Genomic DNA, 26,809 nt, shown 5'->3' with positions numbered 1-26,809 from the left:
GCCGCACGGGCGGGCGGGTGGGCAAGCCCGCCGGGGTTCGAGGGGCGGAGCCCCTCGGGGGGTCTGGGGCGCAGCCCCAGGGCTCAGCCGGTTCAACCCGCTGCACGGGCGGGTGGGTGGGCAAACCCCTCGGGGGGTCTGGGGCGCAGCCCCAGGGGCCGGGCCTGTCCGACCCCCTGTACGGGCGGGTGGGTGGGCAAATCCCCCGGGGTCTGGGGCGGAGCCCCAGGGGTCGGGGCGTCCGGCGGGCTCAGTGGTGGAAGGCGGTGGCTTCGGATTCGGTGCGGCCCAGGGGAGCGTCCTGCCGACGCAACTCCGGCAACAACCTCCCGAGGTCCTCGATGAGCAACCCCGCCAGATCCGAGGAGAACCCGTTGCGGCACACCACCCGCAGCACCGACAGGTCCTCCCGGTTCGCCGGGAAGGTGTACGCCGGCACCAGCCACCCCCGCTCGCGCAGGCGCCGCGAGACGTCGAACACGTCGTACCGGTCGACCCCCGGCGCCGTGGTGAAGGCGAACACGGGCAACTCGTCGCCCCGGGTGAGGAGTTGGAACTCGCCCAGCGCCTCGATGCGCTCCGCGAGCCCGCGTGCGACGTCCCGCGTGGTCTGCTGCACGGCCCGGTACCCCTCACGTCCGAGCCGCAGGAACGTGTAGTACTGGGCCACCACCTGTGCCCCGGGCCGCGAGAAGTTGAGGGCGAACGTCGGCATGTCGCCGCCGAGGTAGTTCACCCGGAAGACCAGCTCCTCGGGGAGTTCGTCGGCCGTGCGCCACAGGGCCCAGCCGACGCCCGGGTAGACGAGCCCGTACTTGTGCCCGGAGGTGTTGATGGAGGAGACCCGGGGCAGCCGGAAGTCCCACACCAGGTCCTCGTCCAGGAAGGGCGCGACCATCGCCCCGGACGCCCCGTCGACGTGGACGGGCACGTCCAGACCCGTACGCTCCTGCAAATCGTCGAGGGTCGAGCAGAGCGCGGCGATCGGCTCGTACGACCCGTCGAAGGTGGAGCCGAGCACCCCGACGACGCCGATCGTGTTCTCGTCGCAGAGCGCCGCCGCGGCCTCGGGGTCGAGGTGGAAGCGGTCGCCCTCCATCGGCACCTGGCGCGCCTCGACCTCCCAGAACGTGCAGAACTTCTCCCAGCACACCTGCACGTTGACGCCCATGACGAGGTTCGGGCGGGCCTCGCGGGAGGGATAGCGGTCGGCGTTGCGCTTCATCCAGCGCCGCTTGAGCGCCATCCCGGCCAGCATGCACGCCTCGCTCGACCCGGTGGTCGAGCAGCCGACGACGGCGCTGGGGTCGGGCGCGTTCCACAGGTCGGCGAGCATGGCCACGCACCGTCGCTCCAGCTCGGCGGTGCGCGGGTACTCGTCCTTGTCGATCATGTTCTTGTCCCGGCACTCCGCCATCAGGACCCCGGCCTGGGGCTCCATCCAGGTGGTGACGAAGGTGGCCAGGTTGAGCCGGGAGTTCCCGTCGAGCATCAGCTCGTCGTGGACCACCTGGTAGGCGGTCGCCGGGGCCAGCGGCCCGTCGGGCAGCCGGTGCCGCGGTGGTGCGGAGGTCATGGAGCCGACCGGGTCGGCCTCTCCGAAGAAGGGGTTGAGGGCGAGCCGCCCGTGCTCCTTCTCGTCGTGCTCCTTCTCGCTTCCGCCGCGGTGCAGTGCCATGCGGGTTCAACAACCTTTCGGGTCGGGAGAGCCGGGGGTGGGCGGCCGGTCAGGGGTTGCGGGTCAGGACGACCGCGGTGCCGTAGGCGCAGACCTCGGTGCCGACGTCCGCCGCCTCCGTGACGTCGAAGCGCATCATCAGGACGGCGTTGGCGCCGCGCGCCTTGGCCTGGGCCACCAGCCGCTCCATGGCCTGGTTGCGGGTCTCGACCAGGGTCTTGGTGAGGCCCTTGAGCTCACCGCCGATCATCGACTTGAGCCCGGCGCCGATCTGGCTGCCGAGGTGGCGGGAGCGCACGGTGAGGCCGAACACCTCCCCGATGACCTGTTGCACGGTGTGCCCCGGCACGTCGTTGGTCGTCACGACCAGGACGTCCGCCTGTGCGGGCTGTCCGCCGCCGTACTCCTCGATGCCCATGTGGTTCCCCTTCGTGAGCCCTTGTCGGCCGTATCCAGCCTGCCCCTGGAACCACGCTTTCGCGCGTTACGTTGATAACTTTGGCTGCCGACGGCAGACAGCCCGCCCGACACCCACACCCAGGAGCCCGGTACCCGTGACTTCCCTTGCCCTCGGACCGAGCTGGCTGGACCCGGACTATCTGCTGGGCACCTTCGGTCTGGCCGGTCTGCTGATCATCGTGTTCGCCGAGTCCGGCCTGCTGATCGGCTTCTTCCTGCCGGGCGACTCCCTGCTGTTCACCACGGGCCTGCTCGTCACGACGGGCAAGCTGGACACCCCGCTGTGGCTGGTGTGCGTCTTGGTGGTGCTGGCCGCGGTCCTCGGTGACCAGGTTGGCTATCTGTTCGGCAAGAAGGTGGGCCCGTCCCTGTTCAGCCGGCCCGACTCCCGGCTCTTCAAGCAGGAGAACGTGGAGAAGGCCCACGAGTTCTTCGAGAAGTACGGGCCGAAGTCGCTGGTGCTCGCCCGCTTCGTGCCGATCGTGCGGACGTTCACGCCGATCATCGCGGGCGTCAGCGGCATGAACTACCGCTCGTTCGTCACCTTCAACGTCATCGGCGGCACCCTGTGGGGCGCGGGCGTCACGCTGCTCGGCGCGGCGCTCGGCAATGTGGAGTTCGTGCACAAGCACATCGAGCTGATGCTCGTGGCGATCGTCCTGATCTCGGTCGTGCCGATCGCCGTCGAGTTCCTGCGGGCCCGCTCCAAGGCGAAGAAGAACCCGCCGGCGTCCGAGGGCCCCGGCGGCCAGGCCCCGCAGCGCGGCGGCCGGCACGCCAAGCGCTGACCCGCACCGGGTCCCGGCCGGGCGCCCAGGCCGGCCCGGTCAGAAGCCGCGGGTGCGCTTCGCGGCGGCGCGGCCCGCGCCCGGGGCCCGCAGGAAGAGCCGGGCGATCTCGTTGCCGAGGTTCACGCCGATCGCGATGGCCAGGGCCAGGGCCGCGGCCTTGGCCAGCGAGGTGACGCCCTGGTTGAGGTGGTTCTGGGCGATCGCCAGGACACCGAAGTACGTGGCGCTACCGGGCAGCAGCGGGCCGATGGCCGCGGTGACGTACAGCAGCGCCGAGGTGTTCCAGTACCGCGAGAGCAGCTGGCCGAACAGGCCGACCAGGCCGGCCGCGACGGCCGTCGCCATGATCGGGGAGCCCTTGGCGGTGACCGCGATCGAGGCGTACACCACCCAGGCGACCCCGCCGTTCGCGGCGACGATCAGCACGGTGGAGCGGTCCTGCTGGAGCAGGACCGCGAAGGTCAGGCAGAGCACGATCGAGGCGAGGGTCTGCACGATCGGCTGGTCCTTGGGCTGGAAGATGCCCTCGGGGTTGAGCTGGGCGTCGATCTGGAGCCCGCCGTACAGGACGGTCAGGACGCCGACGACGATCGCGACGAAGAAGTACCCCACTTCGAGCAGCCGGGCCGCCGCGGTGACGTAGAAGCCGGTCAGACCGTCCTGGACGGCGGCCACCAGGGCCCGTCCCGGGATCAGCGCGAACAGGCCACCGGTGATGACGGCGGACGCGCTGAGGTCCCACTGGAGCAGACTGAGGGCCACGCCCAGCGCCGCGGGCGGCATCGCGGCCACGGCGAACTGGTAGAACTCCGGCAGCCCGCGCGACGCGCACAGCCAGGCGAGCCGGTCGCCGAGGACCGCGCCGACCGCCGCCACCAGGAACACTGTGATGCCGCCGCCGAGCAGCACGGAGGCCGCTCCGGCGAGCAGCCCGCAGGCGGTGGTGAGGACCCAGCCCGGGTAGGGGTGGCGGTTGCGGCGGATCTCGGCGAGGCGCCGGTAGGCCTCTTCGAGGGAGACCTCGTGGTCCTCGCTGGTCATGTCCGTGACCAGGCGGTGGACCGCGGCGAGGCGGGTGTAGTCGGTGCCGCGGCGGCGCACGGTGCGGTTCGCGGTCACCGGGTCGTCCACGAGGGACGGCTGGTGGGTGATCGCGAGCATGGTGAAGGTGACCGTCGGCTCGCAGCGGTCGAGGCCGTAGCTGCGGCAGATCGCGAACATCGCGGCTTCGACGTCCTCGGCGCCCTCGCCGCCGGCCAGCAGCAGCTCGCCGATACGGAGCACCAGGTCGAGTACGCGGGGGACGGCGGGGCCGGTGTCGTCGTGCTTCTGGATCGGCTCGGCCACCGGCCGGTCGCCGACGGGCATGCGCAGCATGGTGCGCATCCGGTCCTGCCACGGCGCGTCCTTGGAGAGCCGGACGAGCGGCATGGACCCGGTGGTGGCCATCGGGTTCGGCTCGCGCGCGGTGTAGGAGCTCGGCGGGGTGAACGCGGAGGCCGGCTGGTCGGCGGGGGCTTCGATGACCGGGGTGGCGAGTCCGGCGGGAAGGGCGAACTCGGAGGTGGGTGACTCCTCCTCGGGCACGGGTGGCTGTTCCACGCCCTCCGGGGGCGTGAAGGCACTGCGTGCCTCGTCGGACTGCGGCTTGCGGTCCTCGACCATGTCGTGCTGTTCGGTCACCACTGGTCCCCTGCCTCCCTCCGGCAACTCGGCTGCGTGTGCCCAGTATGTGGTCCGTCATGACGGGACACGACAGCGGGCGGCACACCCCGAGGGTGTGCCGCCCGCTGTTCTGTTCCGGGGAAGACCGCGCGTCAGTGCGCGCCGCCCTGCGCCTCGAGGCGCTTGTAGGAGGCCTCGACCTCGGCCTCGGCCTCGACACGGCCGACCCAGTCGGCGCCCTCGACGGACTTGCCGGGCTCCAGGTCCTTGTAGACCTCGAAGAAGTGCTGGATCTCCAGGCGGTCGAACTCGGAGACGTGGTGGATGTCGCGCAGGTGCTCGACGCGGGGGTCGGACGCCGGGACGCACAGCAGCTTGTCGTCGCCGCCGGCCTCGTCGGTCATCCGGAACATGCCGATGGCGCGGCACTTGATGACGCAGCCCGGGAAGGTCGGCTCGTCGAGCAGGACCAGGGCGTCCAGCGGGTCGCCGTCCTCGCCGAGGGTGTTCTCGACGAAGCCGTAGTCGGCGGGGTAGCTGGTCGAGGTGAAGAGTCGACGGTCCAGGCGGATCCGGCCGGTCTCGTGGTCGACCTCGTACTTGTTCCGCGACCCCTTCGGGATCTCGATGGTGACGTCGAACTCCACGGGTGGCTCTCCTCCATGATCAGCACATGCATCGGACGGGGCTGCGCCGATGCCGTGTTCACGGCAGGACGCAGTTCTGGTGATTAAGTGTCCCTCACGCAGGTGTGTGATCGCGAAAGGGGCTGGTCCTCGGTGCCGGGACCCAAGACATGGCAGCTCACAGCGGGTGCGGCGGCGATGGGCCTGGCACTTGCGGCCGGGGCCGTGTCCCTGGCCGGACCGTGGGACTCAGGTCAGCGTACGGCCGAGCGGCACCGGGCCGCACCGGGAGGGACCGGGGGTGGCGCACATCACCAGACCCCCGCGGATCCGGATGCTCCGGCTCCGGCCCCGAGCGCGCCCAGCGTCCTCACCGCGCTCGGCACCCCCGGCGGCGCGCCGGTCGCGGCCGCCCTGCCCGCGGCGCTCGGCCCGCTGCTCGGCGACCCGGCGCTGGGGCCGCACCCGGGCGCCTCGGTGCTCGACACCGCCACCGGCCAGGAGCTGTACGCCTCCGGCGCGGACGCGCCGATGACGCCGGCCTCCACCGTCAAGATCGCCACCGCGACCGCGGTCCTCACCGCGCTCCCCGCCGACCACCGCTTCGCCACCGCCGTGGTGGCCCCGCCCGGTACGAGCGCCCTCACCCTGGTCGGCGGCGGCGACCCCACCCTGGACACCGCGCGCCTGACCGCCCTCGCCGACGACACCGCCCGGGCCCTGCGCGCCCGTCCGGCCGGCTCCGTCCCGCTGGCGTACGACACCTCGCTGTTCAGCGGGCCCGCGGTGCATCCGATCGGCGCGAACGAGAACCTCGCCCCGGTGGTGGCCCTGATGACGGACGAGGGCCGCCTCGACGACTCCGACAGCGGGCCCGCCACCCGCACCGGCGACCCGGCGGGCGCCACCGCGCGGACCTTCGCCCGGCTGCTGCGGGCCCGTGGGGTGCAGGCTCAGGACCCGGTGCCCGGGGCCCGTCCCGCGGGCGCCGAGCCGGTGGCGCGCACCCTGTCCGATCCGCTGCCCGCGGTCGTCGAGCGGATGCTGACCAACAGCGACAACGACATCGCCGAGGCCCTGAACCGCCACACCGCGCTCGCCACCGGCAGGCCCGGCAGCTTCGCCGGCGGCTCCGAGGCCGTGCCCGCCCAGCTCGCCAAGCTCCAACTCCCTTTGAAGGGGAGCGAGTTCGCCGACGGCAGCGGCCTGAACCGGGCCGACAAGGTCACCGCGGGCCTGCTCACCCGGCTGCTCGCCAAGGCCGCCGACCCGGCCCGCCCCGAGCTGCGCCCCATCCTGACCGGGCTGCCCGTCGCGGGCTTCACCGGCACCCTCAGCGCCCGCTACGGAGCCGCGTCCGCCGCGACCGGCCTGGTGCGGGCGAAGACCGGCACGCTGGGCGGCGCGGGGGTCAACACCCTGGCCGGTACGGTCGTGGACGCGCGGGGCCATCTGCTGGCGTTCGCGTTCCTGACGGCGGGGCCGCCCGGCGCCGACCCGGGCCCCGCCCAGCGCGCCCTGGACGCCCTCGCCACCCGGCTCACCGCGCACTGAGGGCCGCCGACGGGGTTCCCCCGCGGGGCCGAGCACGTACGGTTGACGCATGACTGGCATCGGCGGTGCAGGTACCTCTGGGATGGTCGACTGGAACCTCGCGGTCGCGACCGCGACCCGACTGGTGCGGCCGGGCCCCGACGTGAGCCGTGACGAAGCACGCGAGGTCGTCGCCGAGCTCCGCCGGCATGCCAAGGCCGCCGAAGAACACGTACGGGCGTTCACCCGGATGATCCCGGAGGGCGTCGAGCCGGAGGACACCCCGGTCCTGGTCGTCGACCGGGCCGGCTGGGTGCGGGCCAACGTGGCGGGCTTCCGCGAGATCCTCAGGCCGCTGCTCGACAAGATGCAGGAGCGGCGCGGCAGCACCCCCGGCGGCGCGGTGCTGGGCGCGGTCGGCGGCAAGGTCACCGGTGTGGAGCTGGGGATGCTGCTCAGCTTCCTGTCCTCGCGGGTCCTCGGGCAGTACGAGACGTTCGCGCCCGCCACCCGCGACCTTCCGGCGGCGCCGGGCGGCGGCGGCCGGCTGCTCCTCGTGGCGCCGAACATCGTGCACGTCGAGCGCGAACTGGGCGTGGATCCGCACGACTTCAGGCTCTGGGTGTGCCTCCACGAGGAGACCCACCGCACCCAGTTCACGGCCGTGCCCTGGCTGCGCGACCACCTCGAAGGCGAGATCCAGTCGTTCCTCGACCAGACCGAGGTCGACCCGATGACCGTTCTGGAGCGGCTGCGCGAGGCCGCCCAGTCGCTGGCCGGCGGACGCCCCGAGGGCGAGGAGGACGACGGCGGGCGCTCCCTGGTCGAGCTGGTGCAGACGCCGGCCCAGCGCGAGATCCTGGCCCGGCTGACCGCCGTGATGTCCCTCCTCGAAGGCCACGCGGACTACGTGATGGACGGCGTCGGGCCGCAGGTCGTGCCGTCGGTGCGGGAGATCCGCGAGAAGTTCAAGGAGCGCAGGGCCAAGGGCGCCTCCCGGCTCGACATGGCGCTGCGCAAGCTGCTCGGCCTGGACGCGAAGCTGCGTCAGTACCGCGACGGCGAGCGCTTCGTGCGCGCGGTGGTGGAGGAGGTGGGCATGGACGGCTTCAACCGGGTGTGGACCTCTCCGAACACGCTTCCGACGAAGGCGGAGATCGCGAAGCCGGCGGACTGGGTGGCGCGGGTCCACCGCCGGGCCGAGTCCTGACAGGACGGCCGCCGGTGGGCGGGTGTCAACGCGGGAATCACCCATCCGAGGGACCGTGGGGCATGGGTAGGCGTGCAATGCTCGGGTAACGGCTCTGTTCTGTCACCATCTACGCACTCTGTGTGACTGAACGGCCTTCCGTTCACCCCCGCCTTCCCCTGCTCCCTCCGATCTCCCCCCGCTCCCTCTCCGCATCCTCTCCGCGCCAGAGGCACCCCAACTTCACCGAAGGGCACCGGACATGGGTCCCCATCCTGCGGTCGCAGCGATACGCCTGGCGGTTCGCCGCGTACTCCACGACGTACTGAACGAACAATCCCGTGATCACTCCCGCGACGACCACTCCCGCGCCGATCGTTCCCGCGACCGCGAGGCCGTCGCCGCCGGTGTGACCGCGGGGGCTCCCACCGCTTCCGCGTCCGGCGCCCGCACCGCGCCCGAGCCCCTCGTGCTCGTGGCCTGCTCGGGCGGCGCCGACTCCATGGCGCTCGCCTCCGCCCTCGCCTTCGAGTCCCGCAAGCTCTCGCTGCGCGCCGGTGGCATCACCGTCGACCACGGCCTCCAGTACGGCTCCGACCTGCGGGCCGCCGAGGTCGTCTCGCGGATGACCGGCCTCGGCCTCGACCCCGTCGAGTCCGTCGCCGTGCACGTGGGCCGCGAGGGAGGGCCCGAGGCCGCCGCCCGGGACGCCCGCTACGCCGCCCTCGACGCCGCCGCCGAGCGCCACGGCGCCGCCGCCGTCCTGCTCGGCCACACCCGCGACGACCAGGCCGAGACCGTGCTCCTCGGCCTCGCCCGCGGCTCCGGCACCCGCTCGCTGTCCGGCATGGCCGCCGTCTCGGGGGCGGCGGGCCGCTATCGGCGCCCCTTCCTGGAGCTCGACCGCCAGACCGCCCGCAAGGCCTGCATGGTCCAGTCGCTGCCCGTCTGGGACGACCCGCACAACGCCGACCCGGCCTACACCCGCTCCCGGCTGCGCCAGGAGGGGCTGCCCGCCCTGGAGAAGGCGCTCGGCAAAGGAGTCGTCGAGGCGCTCGCCCGCACCGCCCAGCTCTCCCGCGACGACGCCGACGCCCTGGACGCCTGGGCCCTCCAGGCGGAGGCGACCGTACGGGACGAGACCGGGCTCCTGGAGTGCGCCAAGCTCTACGCGCTGCCGCCCGCGGTGCGCCGCCGCATCGTGCGCCGGGAGGTCATCGGGGCGGGGGCGCCCGCCGGATCGCTCTTCGCCCGCCACGTGGAGGAGGTCGACAAGCTGATCACCAGCTGGCGCGGCCAGCGGGCCATCAATCTCCCGGGCCGCGTCGTCGCGCGTCGGCAGGGTGGCAGACTGGTCATTCGGCAGAGCTGAGCCCACGCACGTAACTCGGCTCCCGCACGGACCAACCGACCCCCCCAAGAAAGCGGCCCGGGTGAACGAGAAGGACATGGGCACCGACCTCCAGTCGGTGCTCATCACCAAGGAAGAGATCGACGCGAAGCTGGCGGAGCTGGCCGGGAAGATCGACGCGGAGTACGCGGGCAAGGACCTGCTCCTCGTCGGTGTCCTCAAGGGCGCCGTCATGGTCATGGCGGATCTGGCCCGCGCGCTGTCCACCCCGGTCACCATGGACTGGATGGCCGTCTCCTCGTACGGTGCGGGCACCCAGTCCTCCGGCGTCGTGCGGATCCTCAAGGACCTGGACACCGACATCAAGGGCAAGCACGTCCTGATCGTCGAGGACATCATCGACTCGGGTCTGACCCTGTCATGGCTGCTTTCCAACCTCGGGTCGCGCGAGCCCGCCTCCCTGGAGGTGTGCACGCTGCTCCGTAAGCCGGATGCCGCAAAGGTCGCGATCGACGTGAAGTGGATCGGCTTCGACATTCCCAATGAATTCGTCGTCGGGTACGGCCTCGACTATGCCGAGAAGTACCGCAATCTCCCCTTTGTCGGCACGCTCGCGCCGCATGTCTACGGCGGCTGACGCAACCCCGGCCGTTTCGGGGAACCACAGCCCTCCTCCCGCCGTTGGAGCAGGGGAAGGCGCCTTTGTCAGCCGTACCGTGCGACCACGGGTGACAATGCTGGGGTACCGTCCGAAGAACAGTCTTTACACACAGTCTTAGTCATACTCACAGCAGCATTTACCTACGGGCAGGAGGGACGGGGCGTTCTCGCTCCGTATGGATGGACGTGAAGCGATACTTCCGTGGGCCGGTCATGTGGATCGTGCTGGCCGTCCTCGCCGTGGTCGTGTTGATGCAGGTCGTCGGCTCGTCGGGCGGCTACAAGACGGTCGACACATCCGATGTCGTTCAGGCGATCAACAACAAGCAGGTCGAACAGGCCAAGATCACCACCGGTGACAGTCAGGTCATCAAGATCGACCTGAAGGACGGCCAGAAGGTCAAGGGCAGCAGCAAGGTCCAGGCCAACTACATCGGTGACGCCCAGGCGACCGACATGGCCAACCAGCTGCAGACCGGAGTGAAGGGCGGTGACATCCCGAAGGGGTACACCGTCTCGCCCGACAAGCAGAACCCGTTCCTCGGGATCCTGCTGTCCCTGCTCCCCTTCGTCCTCATCGTCGTGGTCTTCCTGTTCCTGATGAACCAGATGCAGGGCGGCGGCTCCCGAGTCATGAACTTCGGGAAGTCCAAGGCCAAGCTCATCACCAAGGACACCCCGAAGACGACCTTCGCCGATGTGGCGGGGTCCGACGAGGCCGTCGAGGAACTCCACGAGATCAAGGAGTTCCTCCAGGAGCCGGCGAAGTTCCAGGCCGTCGGCGCCAAGATCCCCAAGGGTGTGCTGCTGTACGGCCCGCCCGGTACGGGCAAGACGCTGCTCGCCCGCGCCGTCGCGGGTGAGGCCGGCGTGCCGTTCTACTCGATCTCGGGTTCCGACTTCGTCGAGATGTTCGTCGGTGTCGGTGCCTCCCGGGTGCGTGACCTCTTCGAGCAGGCCAAGGCGAACGCCCCGGCGATCGTCTTCGTCGACGAGATCGACGCCGTGGGCCGGCACCGCGGTGCGGGTCTCGGCGGCGGTCACGACGAGCGCGAGCAGACGCTCAACCAGCTCCTCGTCGAGATGGACGGCTTCGACGTGAAGGGCGGCGTCATCCTGATCGCCGCCACGAACCGTCCCGACATCCTCGACCCGGCGCTGCTGCGCCCCGGCCGTTTCGACCGCCAGATCGCGGTCGACCGCCCGGACATGCAGGGCCGTCTGGAGATCCTCAAGGTCCACCAGAAGGGCAAGCCCGTCGCCCCCGACGTCGACCTGTCGGCCGTCGCGCGGCGCACCCCGGGCTTCACCGGCGCCGACCTGGCGAACGTGCTGAACGAAGCGGCGCTCCTGACGGCGCGCAGCGACAAGAAGCTCATCGACAACTCGATGCTGGACGAGGCGATCGACCGCGTCGTGGCGGGTCCGCAGAAGCGGACGCGGATCATGTCCGAGAAGGAAAAGAAGATCACCGCGTACCACGAGGGCGGTCACGCCCTGGTCGCGGCGGCTTCCCCCAACTCGGACCCGGTCCACAAGATCACGATCCTGTCGCGCGGCCGGGCCCTGGGCTACACCATGGTCCTGCCGGACGAGGACAAGTACTCCACGACCCGCAACGAGATGCTCGACCAGCTGGCGTACATGCTGGGCGGGCGTGCGGCCGAGGAGCTCGTCTTCCACGACCCGACGACGGGCGCGGCCAACGACATCGAGAAGGCCACGGCCACCGCACGCGCGATGGTCACGCAGTACGGCATGACCGAGCGGCTCGGCGCGATCAAGTTCGGTGGCGACAACACCGAGCCGTTCCTGGGCCGTGAGATGGCGCACCAGCGCGACTACTCGGAAGAGGTCGCGGCGCTCGTCGACGAAGAGGTCAAGAAGCTCATCGAGACGGCGCACAACGAGGCCTGGGAGATCCTGGTCGAGAACCGCGACATCCTCGACAACCTCGTCCTGCAGCTCCTGGAGAAGGAGACGCTGGGCAAGGAGCAGATCGCCGAGGTGTTCTCGGGCATCGTCAAGCGCCCGGCCCGTCCGGCCTGGACCGGCTCCTCGCGGCGTACGCCGTCGACGAGGCCGCCGGTGCTCTCGCCCAAGGAGCTGGCGCTCACCAACGGCGCCACCACCAGCACCAACGGCTCCACCACCCTGGAGACGCCCACCGAGGCCATTCCCGGCCCCGAGGACCGTCCCGAGAGCTGAGCACCCTCCGGGTCCGTACCGGCCCCGGAATGCATCCCGCGCCCCCCAGGTTCTAGCCTGTGGGGGCGCGGGTGTTTTCCGGCCACGCGCACGATGACAGTCGAGGAACGAGGCACAGATGACCGACCCGGTGACGCTGGACGGCGAAGCCCCGATCGGCGAGTTCGACGAGAAGCGCGCCGAGAACGCGGTGCGCGAGCTCCTCATAGCCGTCGGCGAGAATCCGGACCGTGAAGGCCTCCAGGAGACCCCGGCGCGGGTGGCGCGGGCCTACAAGGAGATCCTGGCGGGTCTGCGTCAGACGCCCGAGGAGGTGCTGACGACGACGTTCGACCTCGGGCACGACGAGATGGTCCTGGTGAAGGACATCGAGATCGTCTCGCTCTGCGAGCACCACCTGCTGCCCTTCCACGGCGTGGCCCACGTCGGCTACATCCCGGCCGAGTCCGGCAAGATCACCGGCCTGTCGAAGCTGGCCCGGCTGGTGGACGTGTTCGCCCGCAGGCCCCAGGTGCAGGAGCGGCTGACCACGCAGGTGGCGGACTCGCTGATGCGCATCCTCGACGCGCGCGGCGCCATCGTGGTGATCGAGGCCGAGCACATGTGCATGTCGGTGCGCGGCATACGCAAGCCGGGCGCGAAGACGACGACCTCGGCCGTGCGCGGCCAGCTGCGCGCGCCCGCCACGCGCAGCGAGGCGATGAGCCTGATCCTGGCCCGCTGAGCCGAGCGCGACGGCCGAAGCCGACGGCCCCGGTTCCCGCTGGAGCGGGAACCGGGGCCGTGGTGCGTCGTGGTGAGGGCGGGTCAGGTGACCGGGGCGGTCGTGTCGTCCTCGTCGTCCGGGAGCTTGCAGATGCGCTCCAGGAACAGGGCGGCGGCCACCACCGCGATGCCGGCCACCACCGAGAAGCCGGCGTAGATCGCCTGGTCGCGGCGGGCCGGCACGTCGAGATAGCCGAGCAGGTACACCCCGGTGCCGCCGTACATCCCGCAGACCAGGGCGGCCACGAGCGCGCTCGCCTGGCCGAAGACGACCGCGCGGGCGGCCATCAGGGGCTCGACGCCCTTGGCCCCCGGCCGGCGCTCGCGCTGGGCGCGCAGCCGGGCGCGGATCGAGAGGGCGGTGGCCAGCAGGACGACCGCGATCACGCCGAGCACGATGGGCGCGGCGAGCGGCACGCTCGGCAGGGTGGAGACCGCGTCCCACAGCCGGGCGCCCGCCCAGGAGAGCACTCCGGCGACGATGAAAAGGCCGGCCAGTACGCGCAGGCGCAGTTGCTTCACGGAGTGGGCCCTTCGCGTCTCGGGTGATCGACCTCAGAAGCGTAACGACTACTCGGGCAGGCGGAGTTCCAGATCGGCGCGGGGCACCACGCCCGTGCGGCCGACGTCGCTCAGCAGGCCGGCGATCGGGCCGTGGCCGGGCAGCTGGGCCTCGGGGTCCACGTCGAGCCACGGGGCCAGCACGAAAGCACGCTGGTGGGCGCGCGGGTGGGGGAGGGTGAGGACCGGGTCGTCGGAGACGACGTCGGCGTAGGCAACGATGTCGACGTCGATGGTGCGCGGGCCCCAGCGCTCGTCCCGGACCCGGTCGAAGGCCTCTTCGATGGCGTGGCCGCGCTCCAGGAGGGAGGCGGGGGGCAGGGTGGTCTTCACGACGACGACCGCGTTGAAGTACGAGGGCTGGGAGCCCGGGTCGACGCCCCAGGGCTCGGTCTCGTAGACCGGCGAGACGGCTTTGACGCGCAGGCCCGGGGTGTCCTCCAGAGCGTCGATGGCGCCCTGGAGCGTCTCAAGACGGTTGCCCAGGTTCGAGCCGAGGGCGATGACCGCGCGGCGCGGGTTGGAGAGCGTCATGTCGGCCGCGTCGACCTGTTCCACCACGGAGGCGGGCACCGGCTGCACGGTCGGATCGCTCTGGGTGGTCCCCTGCGGATACAGGCTCATACTCGGCTCCGGGTGATGGTGATGGTCACGTCGTCGAACGGGACGGTGATCGGCGCGTCGGGCTTGTGGACGACCACCTCCACCTCCTGGACGCCTTCGTGCTTGAGGCACTGCTGGGCGATGCGCTCGGCGAGCGTCTCGATCAGGTCGACCGGCTCACCCTGGACGACGTCGACGACCTCCTCGGCCACCACGCCGTAGTGCACGGTCTTCGCCAGGTCGTCTTCGGCCGCCGCGGGGCGGGTGTCGAGGCCGAGCACCAGGTCGACGATGAAGGTCTGGCCCTCTTCGCGTTCCCGGGGGAAGACGCCATGGTGCCCACGGGCCTTGAGGCCGCGCAGCGCGACACGATCCACGCGAATCACTCCTGCTGTCGTTGGTCAGACGGGCATGCGGCCGCGTGCGGGCGGCACGGTGCCCGCCATCGAATCTACCCGCGGGCACGGACACTGCTCGCCCACGGGGGCTATGGACAGATCGAGAGGGGCCTGGTAGCCGCCCCTACCCGATGGCTTCGGATTCAACCCTCCGAAGCCCCCCATCGTGCCCGGAATCAGTCCTGTTCCGGCTCTTCGTCGCCCGATTCGGCGAGCACCGGCGAGCCGTGGTGGGACCAGAGCCGCCAGCCCTCGGATGTGCGGCGGAACACATTGGTGGCGACCACGAGCTGGCCGACCAGCGGACCCAGCTCGCCGCTCTCCTCGGCCGGGCCGCCGCTGAGGATGTTCTCGGTGCAGGTGACCAGGGCCGTGTCGCCGAGCACGACGACCTTCACATCGGTCAGGAAGAACTGGATGTACTCGGTGTTCGCCATGATCAGGGCGTACGAGCGGAGCACCTCGCCGCGCCCGGAGAGCACCGGCCAGCCGGGGTGGACGCAGGAGATGCCGGTGTCGCCGGCGTGGGTCGCGTCCAGCCAGAGGTCGGACAGTTCGTCGAAGTCGCCCCGCTCCAGGGTCTCGTAGAACGCGGTGTTGGCCTGCTCGACGGCCTCGTTCTCGGTGCGCGGGCTCACCGGGCTCCCTCGACGGCGCGGGCGACCCGGACGGCGTCGGCGGTGGCGCGCACCTCGTGGACGCGGACGGCCCAGGCGCCCTCGTGCGCGGCGAGGGCGGAGACGGCGGCGGTCGCCGCGTCCCGCTCGCGGGCCGGTGGCGGGGCGCCTTCGTGGCCGGCCAGGACGTGCCCGAGGAAACGCTTGCGGGAGGCGGCGACCAGGACCGGGCGGCCCAGCGCGCGCAGTTCGGCGAGGTGGGCGACCAGGGCGAGGTCGTGCTCGGCCTGCTTGGCGAAGCCGAGGCCGGGGTCGATGACGAGGCGTTCGGCGGGGATGCCGCCCTCGATCACGGCCTCCATGCGGATGCGGAGCTCGGCGAGGACCTCGCCGACCACGTCGGTGTAGACGGCGCGGCTGTTCATGTCCTGGCTGAAGCCGCGCCAGTGCATGACGACGAAGGGAGCGCCACTGGCGGCGACGGCCGGGATCATCGCGGGGTCGGCGAGGCCCCCGCTGACGTCGTTGACCAGGACCGCGCCGGCGGCGACGGCCTGTTCGGCGACGCGGGCGCGCATGGTGTCGACGGAGACGGTGACGCCCTCGGCGGCCAGGCCCCGTACGACGGGGAGGACGCGGCGCAGCTCCTCGGCCTCGTCCACGCGCGAGGCCCCGGGGCGGGTGGACTCGCCGCCGACGTCCACGAGGTCGGCGCCGGCCGCGACCAGGTCGAGCCCGTGCTTGACGGCGGTGGAGGTGTCGAACCAGCGGCCGCCGTCGGAGAAGGAGTCGGGCGTCACGTTGACCACGCCCATGACCGCGCAGCGGTCCCATGCGGGCAGGCCCGCGACGGACCCCCGCCCGTTCGGCCGTGCGTTCACCGTACTCATACGTCAAGCGTAGGGGTCAGCCGGGCGTTCCCGGACCACGCTCATGGGGGGTGAACAGACGGGTGAGGAGAGCGTGCAGGGCGTCCCGGTCACCGGCGTCCAGCGCGTCCAGGGCGGTGTGGGTGGCGAGCATGCCGGTGCGGACGGTCTCCACGGTGCGCACGCCGTCGTCGGTCAGGACGACGTTCTTGACGCGCCGGTCGGTGGGGCTCGGCTCGCGGCGGACCAGGGCGCGGGCCTCCAGGCGGTCGATGATCCCGGTCACATTGGAGGCGTCGCAGTGCAGCGTGGTGGCGAGCGAGCGCATGGAGGCGGGGCCGCGGCGCAGCACGGTCAGGGTCTTGGCCTGGCTGGAGGTGAGGCCCTGCTCCGCGGCGGCCGACGTGAAGTCGCCGTAAAAGCCGGCCAGGGAGTCCCAGATGGCGTCCATGAGCGCGGCGTTGCTGACGGCGGGCGGGCGGCGGGTTCCAGGCATGCCGTCCACTGTACCCGTGGCTCGAGCAAAACTTGACTACCTCAACCTTCGATGTTTACCTTCATTAAGTTGCTTGAGGTAATCAAGCTTGTGGCCTGGTTCCACCCGGCCCCATCCGCTCACGCACCTGCTCGTGCCACTCCTGCCGTACGGAAGAAAAAGTGACCACTAACCAACGCCCCAGCGGCGGTACCGGGCTCGTCCTGGTCCTCGGCCTCGCGGCCATGGTCGTCTCGATGATGCAGACCCTGGTCGTGCCGATCCTCGGGATCATCCAGAACGATCTCGGCACCACCACCTCGGGCGTCAGCTGGGTCACCACCGCGACCCTGCTCTCGGCTGCCGTCTTCACCCCGCTGCTCGGCCGCTTCGGCGACATGCACGGCAAGAAGCCGACGCTGATCGGCGTGCTCGTGGTCATGGTGGCGGGCTCCGTGCTCGCCGCCACCACCAGCTCGCTCGCCCTGCTGATCATCGGCCGGGTGCTCCAGGGCGCGGCCACCGCGATCTTCCCGCTGGCCCTCTCGGTGCTGCGTGAGGAGATCGCGCCGCAGAAGCTGCACGGCGCGATGGCGCTGGTCAGCGGCACGCTGGCGTTCGGCAGCGGGCTCGCGCTCGTCGGTGCGGGGCTGCTCACGCAGGGCTCGCACCCCGACTACCACCGGGTGTTCTGGCTCGCCGTGATCCTCGCGGTGCTGGCCCTGGTCGCGGTCATCGCCGTCGTACCGGCCTCCCGCAACAAGACGGGCGGACGCACCGACTGGTTCGGCGCGGCCACGCTCGCCGCCTTCCTCGTCCTGCTCCTGCTGCCGATCTCGCAGGGCCACGAGTGGGGCTGGTCCTCGGTCCGTACGGTCGGCCTGTTCGTCGCGGCCGTCGTGATGGCCGGGGTGTGGGTGCTGGTCGAGCGCAAGGTCGCGGCGCCCATGGTCGACATGCGGATGTTCGCGCACCGGCCGGTGCTGTTCACGAACCTGGCCGGACTGCTGCTCGGCTTCGCGATGTTCTCCCAGTTCATCGGCGTCTCCTACCTGGTGCAGATGCCGGACGCGCTCACCGGGTACGGCTTCTCCGCCTCGGTGCTCCGCGCCTCCGTGGAGTACCTGCTGCCGACCACCCTGGTGTCGCTGATCGCGGCTCCGCTCGGCGGGCAGCTGGTCGGACGGATCGGCGCGCGCTTCACCCTCGCGGCGGGCGCGGCCTTCGGGGTGCTCGGCTTCGCCTGGCTGACCGGGGCGCACGACTCGACGTCGTCCGTGATCCTCGCGGGGATGCTGATCGGTGCCGCGATCAGCTTCGGGTACGCGGCGATGCCGGCGCTCATCGTGGCGAGCGTTCCGCACCACCAGACGGGGATCGCGAACGGGATCAACTCCATCTCGCGGTCGGTCGGTTCGGCGATCGCCAGTGCGGTGATCACGTCGCTGCTCGCCTCGAAGGTGATCTCCGGGTTGCCGGCCGGGGTGCCGCCGCTGCCGGCGGAGAGCCAGTTCACGCTGTCGTTCGCGCTGGCGGGGGTGGCGTTCGTGCTGGTGGTGGGGGTGGCGTTGGTGGGGCTCTCCTCTGACCGGAGGGGGCGGGGGGTTGTTGCCTCTTCGGCGATGGAGCCTGCGGGGTCCCTGGAGCGCGCCTGAGGGTCACGGGGCGGGCGCCCCGGGCTCCCTGGGGCTCCGCCCCAGACCCCGGGGGGTCTGCCCACCCGCCCGCCCGTGCGGGGGGTTGCATCGGCTGAGCCCTGGGGCTGCGCCCCAGACCCGCTGAGGGGCTCCGCCCCTCGAACCCCGGGGGGTTTGCCCACCCGCCCGCCCGTGCAGCGGGCTGGATTGGCTGGGCCCTGGGGCTGCGCCCCAGACCCCCTTGAGGGGCTCCGCCCCTCGGACCCCGGCGGGGGCTCCGCCCCCTGCACCCCCTATCGCGCCTGAACGGCGCTCGTCCTCAATCGCCGGACGGGCTGAGGATGCCAATGCTGGCCCGCACCAGTGCAGTTAGGGGCGCGGGGAACTGCGCGAGGCAGGCCAGGGTGCACGTGCTGCCCAGCACCGGCCCTGCCAGGGGCGCGGGGAACTGCGCACACCCCGGGCACCCCCAGCACCCCCCCCGGAAAGGCAACCCCTACGCCGTATGAATCCCCGGATCGGGCGTGCGGGTGTGGGCGCATGTGCGGTCTCGGCGGGCCGCTCGGGTCAGGCGGGCCAGGGGGCCGGGGAGGCCCAGGTTCACGAAGCCCTCTGCCTGCATCACGGCGAAGCCGATGCGGGGGAGGTCGGCGTGGGCCCGGTACACCATGAAGCGCGGCTCCCAGCGCGGCTGGAACTTCGCGTTGAACTTGTAGAGGGATTCGATCTGGAACCAGCGCGAGAGGAAGACCAGGAGGCCGCGCCACAGGCGCAGCACCGGCCCCGCACCGATCTTCTCGCCGCGCGCCAGCGCCGAGCGGAACATGGCGAAGTTCAGGGAGACCTGGCGGACGCCGATCTTCTCGCAGGCCTGGAGCGAGGCCACGATCAGCAGCTCGTTCATCCCGGGGTCGGCCGAGCGGTCGCGCCGCATCATCTCCAGGGACATGCCGTCCTTGCCCCAGGGGACGAAGTGGAGGATGGCCTTCAGGTCGCCGTACGCACCAGGGACCTCGCCCTCCTCGTCGGCCTTGTGGGCCGTGGCGATCACGCAGTCGCCGTCGTTCGGGTCGCCGATGCGGCCGAGCGCCATCGAGAAGCCGCGCTCGGTGTCGGTGCCCCGCCAGTCCTCGGCGGCCCGGCGGACGCGCTCCAGCTCTCCGTCGGAGAGGTCACGGACGCGCCGTACGCGGGTTTCGTAGCCATTGCGCTCGATGCGCTTGACCATCTGGCGTACGTTGCGCATGGCGCGTCCGGCGAGGGAGAAATCCGCGACGTCCACCACCGCCTCGTCACCCAGCTCCAGCGCGTCGAGCCCCGTCTCACGGGTCCAGACCTCGCCGCCGGTCTCGGAGCAGCCGACCACCGCCGGGGTCCAGGAGTGCGCCTTGGCCTCGTCCATGAAGCGCTCGATGGCGCCGGGCCAGGCCTCGACGTCGCCGATGGGGTCGCCCGAGGCGAGCATCACGCCGGACACCACCCGGTAGGTGACGGCCGCCTTGCCGCTGGGCGAGAAGACGACGGCCTTGTCGCGGCGCAGCGCGAAGTGGCCGAGCGAGTCGCGGGCGCCGTGCTTGGCCAGCAGCTCGCGGAGCTTGTGCTCGTCGTCCTCGGTGAGCCGGGCGGCCGGGTGCTCGGGGCGGAAGGCCAGGTAGATCGTGGTGATCGCGGTGAGCAGGCCGAGCGCGCCGAGCGAGTAGCCGACCGTCCAGCTGGTCTTGCCCTGGTACTCGACCGGGCCCTCCACCCCGAACAGGCCGAACATCACGTGCTGGATGCGGTCCACGATGCTCGGGTTGCCCACCGTGCGGTGCGGGTGGACGCTCACGATCACCAGGCCGAGCCCGAGCGAGCCCGCTCCCATCAGGAAGAAGTTCGCCACCGCCTTCCAGCGGCTGCGCGGGTCGGGCAGCGCGTTGAACTCGCTCCGGTGGCGGATCAGCAGGGTGAGCAGTACCAATGAGATCAGCGCACCGACGATGGAGTGCCGGTACCAGAACTGGGCCACCGCCCCGATCGGCAGCAGCACCACGGCGGCCCGCCAGGCCCGGCGCTTGCGGCGCTTCAGGCCGTGCGCGAGGAGCAGCAGCAGGATGCCGGCGCTGAGCGCGACGGCCGCCGCGAACGGGCCGAAGGTGCCCGGCAGCACTTCGCTGACGGTGTGGAACCGACTGTGCCGGACGCGATCGAAGACTCCGGCCGCGACGTCCAGGAGGCCCACGATCGTGCAGGCCGTACCGACCAGCTTGGGAACCGACTCGGGGCGCGGCCCGCGGAGGACCTTTCGTACACGAGTCGGAACCGATCCGTTTTTGTCCCCATCTATCCTGACAGACATCGCTTCCCGTGACTCCGCGAGAGATTCAGTTGGCCGGGGGACGGGGTCCGCACCGTCCAGCCGGACAATTTGCGCCCTCTAGGACGGGACTTGTGGGGGGCGGGTTCCCTTGGTCCCAGGAAAATCTCAGCCAGAAAGTTTCATCGACTCATGGGTCTCACGAGCAACAAGGTCCTGGCACTCGCCGTGTTTCTGGCGGTGGTGCTCTTCGCGGTCACCATCTGGTTGTGGCCGCGCCTTGCGCGTCGCAGCTGGAAGGCCGTGACGGGCCGGGTCGGGCTGCTGCTCGCGACCCAGCTGGCGATCTTCGCCTCGGTCGGTCTGGCCGCCAACAACTCGTTCCTGTTCTACGGCTCCTGGGCCGACCTGTTCGGGCAGGAGCAGGACATGGGCAAGGTCGTCGACCACTCGGCGGGCGGCAAGGACGTCCAGGTCGTCGGCAGACAGAAGCCGGACACCCCGGGCGCGGGCAAGCCGCAGCTGGGCGGGGAGATACAGAAGATCGTCCTCGCCGGGCAGAAGTCGAAGATCACCAGCCCCGCGTACGTCTATCTGCCGCCGGAGTACTTCCAGAAGGGGAACGAGCACAGGACCTTCCCCGCCTCCATCGTGCTGACCGGCTACCCGGGCACCGCCGAGAACCTGCTCAAGGGCCTGCGCTACCCCAAGACGGCCTGGGCCCAGGCCAAGCAGAAGAAGATGCAGCCGATGATCCTGATCATGATGCGCCCGACGGTCGCGGGCCAGCGCGACACCGAGTGCGTCGACATACCGGGCGGGCCGCAGACCGAGACGTTCTTCGCCCAGGACGTGCCGAACGCGATCTCGGCGAGCTACCGGGTCGGCACCAAGGCGCGGAACTGGGGCTTCATCGGCAACTCGACGGGCGGCTACTGCGCCCTGAAGATCGGCGTGCACCACCCCGAGCGGTTCGCGGCGAGCGCCGGCCTCTCGGCGTACTACAAGGCGGCCGACGACCCGACGACCGGTGACCTCTTCCACGGCGACAAGCACGAGGAGAACCGCGCCAACCTGCTGTGGAGCCTGGACCACGTCAAGCCCGCGCCGTCGTCCTTCCTGGTCACCAGCTCGCTGTCCGGCGAGGAGAACTACAAGCCGACGCAGGCCTTCATCAAGAAGGTGAAGGCCCCCGGCCGCGTCTCCTCCATCACGCTCGACAGCGGCGGCCACAACTTCAACACCTGGCGCCGCGAGATCCCGCCGACCCTCGAGTGGATCAGCGGACGGCTCAGCGCGAGCTGACCGACTCGACCGTCACCTCGGTACGGGGCACCGCCTGGGCGTCGGCGTCGATCGAGCGGCGCAGCGCCTCGTGCAGCCGGGCCGGGGTCAGGACGCCGAGGAAGCGGCCGCGCTCCTCGCGGTCGATCACCGCGATCCAGCCCGCGTCGTGCTGGAGCATCGTGGCGAAGGCCTGCTTGAGCGAGGCGCCCACCGGCAGCCAGGCCTCCATGCGCCGGGCGTGCTCGCGCACGGTGCCCGTGCCGCGCCGGGCCTGCTCGCCCGAGATCCAGCCGTGCAGATGGTCCTCGCCGTCCAGGACCACGGCCCAGCGCGCGATGTCGGCGGGCAGCGCGTCGTCGAGGTGCACCACGGGCGGCTGCTCCAGGTCGCTCTCCTCGATGGGCGTGACGGAGAGCCGCTTGAGGCCGCGGTCGGCGCCGACGAAGTCGGCCACGTAGTCGGTCGCGGGGGCGCCGAGCACGGCGGCGGGGGCGTCGAACTGCTCGATGGCGCCCTGCCCGTAGACCGCGATGCGGTCCCCGAGGCGGACCGCCTCCTCGATGTCGTGGGTGACGAACAGGACCGTCTTGCGCACCTGCGACTGGAGCCTGAGGAACTCGTTCTGGAGCCGCTCGCGCACCACCGGGTCGACCGCGCCGAACGGCTCGTCCATCAGGAGCACCGGCGGGTCCGCCGCCAACGCCCGTGCCACGCCCACCCGTTGGCGCTGTCCGCCGGAGAGCTGCTCGGGGTAGCGCGAGCCGTACGTCACCGGGTCGAGCCCGACCAGGTCGAGGAGTTCGGCGGCGCGCCGGCGGGCCTCGGCCTTCTTCACGCCGAGCAGGTGCGGCACCGTCGCGGTGTTCTCCAGGACCGTCTTGTGCGGGAACAGCCCGACTTGTTGGATCACGTAGCCGATGCGGCGCCGCAGGTGCACCGGGTCGACGGTGGCTATGTCCTCGCCGTCCAGGAATATCCGCCCGCCGGTCGGCTCGATGAGCCGGTTGACCATCTTCATCGTCGTGGTCTTGCCGCACCCCGACGGGCCGACCAGGGTGACCAGTTCACCCTCGGCCACCTCGAAGGACAGGTCGTCCACGGCCGTGGTGCCGTCGGCGTACCGCTTGGTGACGTGCTCGAACCGGATCATGGTTCCCCATTGTGAAGGCTGGCGTGCGCGCTTGTGTGAAGCCCATGTTGCTGTACGGCAAAGGCCCACGGCGATTGTCAGTGGTCGGGGATAGGGTCTGGTACGTACGTTCGGACCGATCGGGGGAGGTGGGGGAGTGGCACAGAACTGCCTGGCGGCCAACGACTGGATCTGTTGGGACTACGTCAGCTCCCGCAGCCAGGAGCTCACCGACGCGACGGTCGAGCACATCTGGATCACCGCGGTGTCGGTGCTCGTCGGCCTGCTCATCGCCTTCCCCCTCGCGCTGCTCGCGCGCGGGCGCAAGGGCGTCGCGGCCACCGTCCTCGGTTTCACGACCGTCCTCTACACCGTGCCCTCGCTCGCGATGTTCGCGCTGCTGCTCCCGGTGTTCGGCCTCTCGGCCGGCCTGGTGATCACGGGCCTGGTGCTCTACTCGCTGACGATCCTGGTGCGCAACATCCTGGCCGGGCTCGAATCCGTGCCGCCCGACGCCCTGGAGGCCGCCCGCGGTATGGGATACGGGCGCATACGGCTGCTGTTCGAGGTCGAGCTGCCGCTGGCGCTGCCCGCGCTGATGGCCGGGCTCAGGATCGCCACGGTGGCCACCGTCGCCCTCACCACGATCGGCTCGCTCGTCGACCACGGCGGGCTCGGCAACCTGATCGAGCAGGGTCTGCCCACCTTCTTCAAGGCGCAGATCCTCACCGCGTCGGTGCTGTGCGTGGTCCTCGCAATCGCCGCCGACCTGCTGCTCCTCGGCGTCCAGCGGCTGCTCACGCCCTGGACGCGGATCCGTACGGCGAAGGCGGTCTGAGCGGCATGGGAGTCTTCGCGCAGGCCTGCACGTGGCTGGCCACCGGTGCCAACTGGTCCGGGCAGGACGGCGCCTGGCACCGCCTCGGCGAGCACGTGTACGTCAGCGCGCTCGCGCTGGTGGTGTCCTGTCTGATCGCCCTGCCGCTCGCGCTGTGGCTCGGGCACATCGGCCGGGGCGGCGCGCTCGCCGTCAACCTCTCCAACGTGGGCCGCGCGATACCCGTGTTCGCGGTACTCGCCCTGTTCATGGTGACTCCGCTGCGCAACGCGGGGTATCTGCCCACCGTGACAGCCCTGGTGCTCTTCGCGGTCCCGCCGCTCCTGACCAACGCCTACGTCGGCATGCGCGAGGTGGACCGGGCGGCGGTGGAGGCGGCGCGCGGCATGGGGATGTCCGGGCGCCAGCTCTTCCTCCAGGTCGAACTGCCGCTGGCCTACCCGCTGATCATGACCGGTCTGCGTTCCGCGGCGGTGCAGATCATCGCCACCGCGACGATCGCCGCCATGGCGGGCCTCGGCGGGCTCGGCCGGATCGTCACGGAGGGGTTCGCGGTCTACGACACCCCGCAGGTGGTGGCGGGCGCGATGCTCGTGGCCGCGCTCGCCCTGCTGGTCGAGGGCGCTCTGGTGGCGGTCGACCGTCTCTTCAGCCCGCTGCGCAAGCGTTCGTGACACCGGCCGACGGCCGCGCCCCCCAAGCCTCCGCAACACCCGTGATCCCGTGACGTCTTCTGGATGGTGAAACCCTCATGAGCAAGATCCTGCGCACGACCGGTGCGGTGCTCGGCACGCTGGCCCTGGCCGGCACGCTCGCCGCGTGCGGCGGCGACAGCCTGGAGAGCAGCAAGGACAAGAGCAGTTCCAGCACCTCCGGCGGCTCCAGCAGTACGGGCGGCGGCAAGAAGGGCTCGCTGGTGATCGGCGCGGCCGGCTTCACCGAGTCCGCGGTGCTCGCGGAGCTGTACTCGCAGGTCCTGTCCGACGCCGGGTACTCGACCTCGGTCACCACCGTCAAGAACCGGGAACTGTACGAACCGGCCCTGGAGAAGGGCGAGATCGACGTCGTCCCGGAATACGCGGCCACCCTCACCGAATTCCTCAATGCCAAGGTGAACGGCGACCAGGCGAAGGACAAGCCGCTCGCCTCCAGCGACGTCACGGCCACCGTGGCACAACTGACCGCCCTCGCCGGGCCGCGCGGACTCAAGGTTCTGCCGGCGGGCGCGGCGGTGGACCAGAACGCGTTCGCGGTGACCAAGGAATTCGCCGCCAAGAACAACCTCAAGACCCTTTCCGACCTGGGCACTTCAAAGGTCAAGGTGAAGATCGCCGCCGGTGACGAGTGCAAGATCCGGCCCTTCTGCGGCCCCGGTCTGACCTCCAAGTACGGCATCGACGTCACGGGCATCGACCCCAAGGGCGTCGGCACCCCGCAGGCCAAGCAGGCCGTCAAGGACGGGGTGGACCAGCTGGTGCTCACCACCACGACGGACGCGACCCTGGACGGCTACGGCCTGGTCCTGCTCGACGACGACAAGAAGCTCCAGAACGCGGACAACGTGCTGCCGGTGGTCAATGCGAAGGAAGCCGGCGGTCAGGAGATAGCCGACGCGCTCGGCAAGCTGACCAAAGCCCTGACGACCGCCGATCTCGTCGATCTCAACCGCAAGGTCGACTCCGAGCGCGCCAAGCCGGCCGATGTCGCCAAGGCCTATCTCCAGTCGAAGGGACTGATCAAGAAGTAGCCGAATTGGGCGATCGGAGTAACTACAGGGGAACAGATTGACGGGCGGGGGTCCATGTGAGGTCTACGCACGGTAAATTTCAGGCCATGCCACGTGGACGCCACCGTCATTCGCCCCCCTTGCACCGGCTCCTCCAGCCGTCGGCCGTCGCCGGTGTGTCCGTCGTCTGCGCCGGTGGCGCCTGGCTCTTCGATCAGCCGGCGGTGCTGCGGGCGCTGGCCGCGGCCGCCGCCGCGGCCTGCGTCACCGGCTCGGTGCTGATGCGCGCCTGGGACCGGGCCGCGGGTCGACGGGTCGCCGAGCTGACGCGCTCGCGCGCCGCCGACCAGTGGCGCACCGAGGAGCGGATCGCCGAGCTGGAGACCGAGTTGGAGGAGTCGCGCGAGCTGCGGGGCCGCCTCGACGCCAAGCTCCGCGCCAAGCGCAAGGAGCTGGCCGGGCTGCGCGGTGAGCACGCGGCCCTGCTGCGCCGCTACGCCAACGCCGAGACCGAGCGGGCCAGCGCCCTCGAAGGCCGCCGCCGGCTCGCCCTCGAAGCCGGGCCCAAGGCCCTGATGCCCTCGGGCAGTACGCCGACGCCCGCCTCCTACCTCGCGGCGGCCCGCGCCCTCGAATCCCTCTCGCTCAGCGCCGAACGCCAGGCCAAGGCGCGGGCCGAGGCCGAGGCGTCGCGGTCGGGCGGGCACCGGGAGGCGGAGGAGCCGCAGGGGAAGCCCGCGGCGGTCCTCGGCAGCGGGGAGCACACCCGCCCGTCGGCCGCCCTGACCGCACGGCCCCGGCAGGCCGAACTCCCCGCGGCCCCCGCGCCGGTGGCCGCCGCCGTCGTTCCCGAGGCCCCGCGCCGCGCGGTGCGGCCCGAGGGGAGCTTCGACTTCTTCGGTACGGGGGGCGCGGGGGCGCCCGAGGCCGTGGACCGCAAGACGGCCGCCGCGATCGAAGCCGTCCAGGACGAGGACCTCGCGGACGTGGTGGGCGAGGAGGTCCTGGCCAACCGGGCCCAGCAGGGCCCCGAAAAGGTCGTCGGCGAGGTCATCGACCTGACCGCGCACGACGAGACCGAGCAGCTGGACGTGGCGGTGCTGAGGACGGCCATCTCGTAGCGCCGCCCCCGCGCGCGGGGACGGATCACGGGACGGGCCGCAGTACGGGCCGCGAGGCGGGTACGGTCCTGCGCCCGGCCCGGCCGCGTTATGTGTCCCCGCCCGCCGGCAAGCCGCCCGTGCCCGCGCCGCTCGTGCTTTTGCTCGCCCCTCGCCCCTCGCCCCTTGCCCCTTGCCCCTTGCCCCGAGTCTCCGCCCGAGCCGAGCCGCTCCCGCGGTCGTACGCTTCGGCTTCCGACGGACCGACTGACGTGGCAGGGGCCCGCCGCAAGGACGGAGCCCCCTCGCGAAGCACCGCCCCAAGTACCCTTTCTTGGGCTTTAGTTG

25 protein-coding genes are annotated in these 26,809 nt (G+C 71.1%); 13 read left to right on the top strand and 12 right to left on the bottom strand.

Annotated features, from left to right (window positions below; all coding sequences use genetic code 11):
• Window positions 1–250: 250 nt before the first annotated feature.
• A complete protein-coding gene (locus ACGF3I_RS29235) occupies window positions 251–1,678 on the bottom strand; it encodes a glutamate decarboxylase (protein WP_393137171.1) in 1,428 nt (475 codons plus the stop codon).
• Between the two features lie 49 nt (window positions 1,679–1,727).
• Window positions 1,728–2,096 carry a YbjQ family protein gene (locus tag ACGF3I_RS29230; protein ID WP_393137169.1) on the bottom strand — a complete coding sequence of 123 codons (369 nt, stop codon included), beginning with the start codon at window positions 2,094–2,096 and terminating at the stop codon, window positions 1,728–1,730.
• A gap of 136 nt (window positions 2,097–2,232) precedes the next feature.
• Here ACGF3I_RS29230 and ACGF3I_RS29225 point away from each other — a divergent pair, with 136 nt between their 5' ends.
• A complete protein-coding gene (locus ACGF3I_RS29225; RefSeq protein ID WP_393137167.1) occupies window positions 2,233–2,925 on the top strand; it encodes a DedA family protein in 693 nt (230 codons plus the stop codon).
• A 39-nt stretch (window positions 2,926–2,964) separates the two neighbouring features.
• Here the strand turns inward: ACGF3I_RS29225 and ACGF3I_RS29220 are convergent, their stop codons facing one another.
• Entirely contained in the window at window positions 2,965–4,593 is a 1,629-nt protein-coding gene (locus ACGF3I_RS29220; protein ID WP_393137220.1) for a threonine/serine exporter family protein, read from the bottom strand.
• A gap of 152 nt (window positions 4,594–4,745) precedes the next feature.
• Window positions 4,746–5,240, bottom strand: coding sequence for an inorganic diphosphatase (locus tag ACGF3I_RS29215; RefSeq protein ID WP_100577700.1), 495 nt, complete (start codon window positions 5,238–5,240; stop codon window positions 4,746–4,748).
• Window positions 5,241–5,417: 177 nt separating this feature from the next.
• Here ACGF3I_RS29215 and dacB point away from each other — a divergent pair, with 177 nt between their 5' ends.
• From dacB to folE, 6 genes are all read left to right on the top strand, one after another.
• Window positions 5,418–6,773: a D-alanyl-D-alanine carboxypeptidase/D-alanyl-D-alanine-endopeptidase gene (gene dacB, locus ACGF3I_RS29210; RefSeq protein WP_393137166.1), complete on the top strand. Its 1,356-nt coding sequence runs from the start codon at window positions 5,418–5,420 to the stop codon at window positions 6,771–6,773.
• Between the two features lie 49 nt (window positions 6,774–6,822).
• Window positions 6,823–7,962, top strand: a complete 1,140-nt coding sequence (locus ACGF3I_RS29205; protein WP_393137164.1) for a zinc-dependent metalloprotease — start codon at window positions 6,823–6,825, stop codon at window positions 7,960–7,962.
• 241 nt (window positions 7,963–8,203) lie between these two features.
• Entirely contained in the window at window positions 8,204–9,313 is a 1,110-nt protein-coding gene (tilS, locus tag ACGF3I_RS29200; RefSeq protein WP_393137162.1) for a tRNA lysidine(34) synthetase TilS, read from the top strand.
• Window positions 9,314–9,389: 76 nt separating this feature from the next.
• Window positions 9,390–9,929, top strand: coding sequence for a hypoxanthine phosphoribosyltransferase (gene hpt / locus ACGF3I_RS29195; protein ID WP_120727895.1), 540 nt, complete (start codon window positions 9,390–9,392; stop codon window positions 9,927–9,929).
• A 203-nt stretch (window positions 9,930–10,132) separates the two neighbouring features.
• Entirely contained in the window at window positions 10,133–12,160 is a 2,028-nt protein-coding gene (ftsH, locus tag ACGF3I_RS29190; protein ID WP_393137160.1) for an ATP-dependent zinc metalloprotease FtsH, read from the top strand.
• 118 nt (window positions 12,161–12,278) lie between these two features.
• Window positions 12,279–12,884: a GTP cyclohydrolase I FolE gene (gene folE, locus ACGF3I_RS29185; RefSeq protein WP_393137158.1), complete on the top strand. Its 606-nt coding sequence runs from the start codon at window positions 12,279–12,281 to the stop codon at window positions 12,882–12,884.
• 83 nt (window positions 12,885–12,967) lie between these two features.
• Here folE and ACGF3I_RS29180 read toward each other — a convergent pair whose 3' ends face one another.
• The 6 genes from ACGF3I_RS29180 to ACGF3I_RS29155 form a co-directional block, all read right to left on the bottom strand.
• On the bottom strand, window positions 12,968–13,447 hold the full coding sequence (locus tag ACGF3I_RS29180; protein WP_393137156.1) for a DUF3180 domain-containing protein: 480 nt from the start codon (window positions 13,445–13,447) through the stop codon (window positions 12,968–12,970).
• Between the two features lie 48 nt (window positions 13,448–13,495).
• A complete protein-coding gene (folK, locus tag ACGF3I_RS29175) occupies window positions 13,496–14,110 on the bottom strand; it encodes a 2-amino-4-hydroxy-6-hydroxymethyldihydropteridine diphosphokinase (protein WP_393137154.1) in 615 nt (204 codons plus the stop codon).
• Window positions 14,107–14,466 carry a dihydroneopterin aldolase gene (gene folB, locus ACGF3I_RS29170; protein ID WP_393137152.1) on the bottom strand — a complete coding sequence of 120 codons (360 nt, stop codon included), beginning with the start codon at window positions 14,464–14,466 and terminating at the stop codon, window positions 14,107–14,109. The genes folK and folB overlap by 4 nt, the downstream gene beginning before the upstream one ends.
• A gap of 197 nt (window positions 14,467–14,663) precedes the next feature.
• Complete coding sequence (locus ACGF3I_RS29165; protein WP_393137150.1) at window positions 14,664–15,125, bottom strand: nuclear transport factor 2 family protein; 462 nt, start codon at window positions 15,123–15,125, stop codon at window positions 14,664–14,666.
• Window positions 15,122–15,994 carry a dihydropteroate synthase gene (gene folP, locus ACGF3I_RS29160; RefSeq protein WP_393137148.1) on the bottom strand — a complete coding sequence of 291 codons (873 nt, stop codon included), beginning with the start codon at window positions 15,992–15,994 and terminating at the stop codon, window positions 15,122–15,124. The genes ACGF3I_RS29165 and folP overlap by 4 nt, the downstream gene beginning before the upstream one ends.
• Window positions 15,995–16,010: 16 nt before the next feature.
• Complete coding sequence (locus tag ACGF3I_RS29155; protein ID WP_393137146.1) at window positions 16,011–16,469, bottom strand: MarR family winged helix-turn-helix transcriptional regulator; 459 nt, start codon at window positions 16,467–16,469, stop codon at window positions 16,011–16,013.
• A 161-nt stretch (window positions 16,470–16,630) separates the two neighbouring features.
• Between ACGF3I_RS29155 and ACGF3I_RS29150 the strand changes: the two genes are divergently transcribed.
• Complete coding sequence (locus ACGF3I_RS29150) at window positions 16,631–18,103, top strand: MFS transporter (protein ID WP_393137144.1); 1,473 nt, start codon at window positions 16,631–16,633, stop codon at window positions 18,101–18,103.
• A gap of 478 nt (window positions 18,104–18,581) precedes the next feature.
• Here the strand turns inward: ACGF3I_RS29150 and ACGF3I_RS29145 are convergent, their stop codons facing one another.
• On the bottom strand, window positions 18,582–20,423 hold the full coding sequence (locus ACGF3I_RS29145; RefSeq protein WP_393137142.1) for a phosphatidylglycerol lysyltransferase domain-containing protein: 1,842 nt from the start codon (window positions 20,421–20,423) through the stop codon (window positions 18,582–18,584).
• Window positions 20,424–20,573: 150 nt separating this feature from the next.
• Here ACGF3I_RS29145 and ACGF3I_RS29140 point away from each other — a divergent pair, with 150 nt between their 5' ends.
• A complete protein-coding gene (locus tag ACGF3I_RS29140; RefSeq protein ID WP_393137140.1) occupies window positions 20,574–21,686 on the top strand; it encodes an alpha/beta hydrolase in 1,113 nt (370 codons plus the stop codon).
• Here ACGF3I_RS29140 and ACGF3I_RS29135 read toward each other — a convergent pair.
• Window positions 21,673–22,818 carry an ABC transporter ATP-binding protein gene (locus ACGF3I_RS29135; protein WP_393137139.1) on the bottom strand — a complete coding sequence of 382 codons (1,146 nt, stop codon included), beginning with the start codon at window positions 22,816–22,818 and terminating at the stop codon, window positions 21,673–21,675. The two genes, ACGF3I_RS29140 and ACGF3I_RS29135, sit on opposite strands and share 14 nt — an antisense overlap.
• A 136-nt stretch (window positions 22,819–22,954) precedes the next feature.
• Between ACGF3I_RS29135 and ACGF3I_RS29130 the strand changes: the two genes are divergently transcribed.
• From ACGF3I_RS29130 to ACGF3I_RS29115, 4 genes are all read left to right on the top strand, one after another.
• On the top strand, window positions 22,955–23,635 hold the full coding sequence (locus ACGF3I_RS29130; protein ID WP_393137137.1) for an ABC transporter permease: 681 nt from the start codon (window positions 22,955–22,957) through the stop codon (window positions 23,633–23,635).
• Window positions 23,636–23,640: 5 nt separating this feature from the next.
• Entirely contained in the window at window positions 23,641–24,309 is a 669-nt protein-coding gene (locus tag ACGF3I_RS29125; RefSeq protein ID WP_393137135.1) for an ABC transporter permease, read from the top strand.
• 77 nt (window positions 24,310–24,386) lie between these two features.
• On the top strand, window positions 24,387–25,382 hold the full coding sequence (locus ACGF3I_RS29120; RefSeq protein WP_393137133.1) for an ABC transporter substrate-binding protein: 996 nt from the start codon (window positions 24,387–24,389) through the stop codon (window positions 25,380–25,382).
• An 86-nt stretch (window positions 25,383–25,468) separates the two neighbouring features.
• Window positions 25,469–26,482 (top strand): hypothetical protein, encoded by a 1,014-nt coding sequence (locus tag ACGF3I_RS29115; protein ID WP_393137131.1) that lies wholly within the window; start codon window positions 25,469–25,471, stop codon window positions 26,480–26,482.
• The last annotated feature ends 327 nt before the right edge of the window (window positions 26,483–26,809 follow it).

This window comes from Streptomyces sp. NPDC048111, assembly GCF_043202815.1.
Taxonomy (GTDB): domain Bacteria; phylum Actinomycetota; class Actinomycetes; order Streptomycetales; family Streptomycetaceae; genus Streptomyces.
Note: the sequence above shows the minus strand (reverse complement) of the source record. Positions and strands in the feature narration are given on the sequence as shown.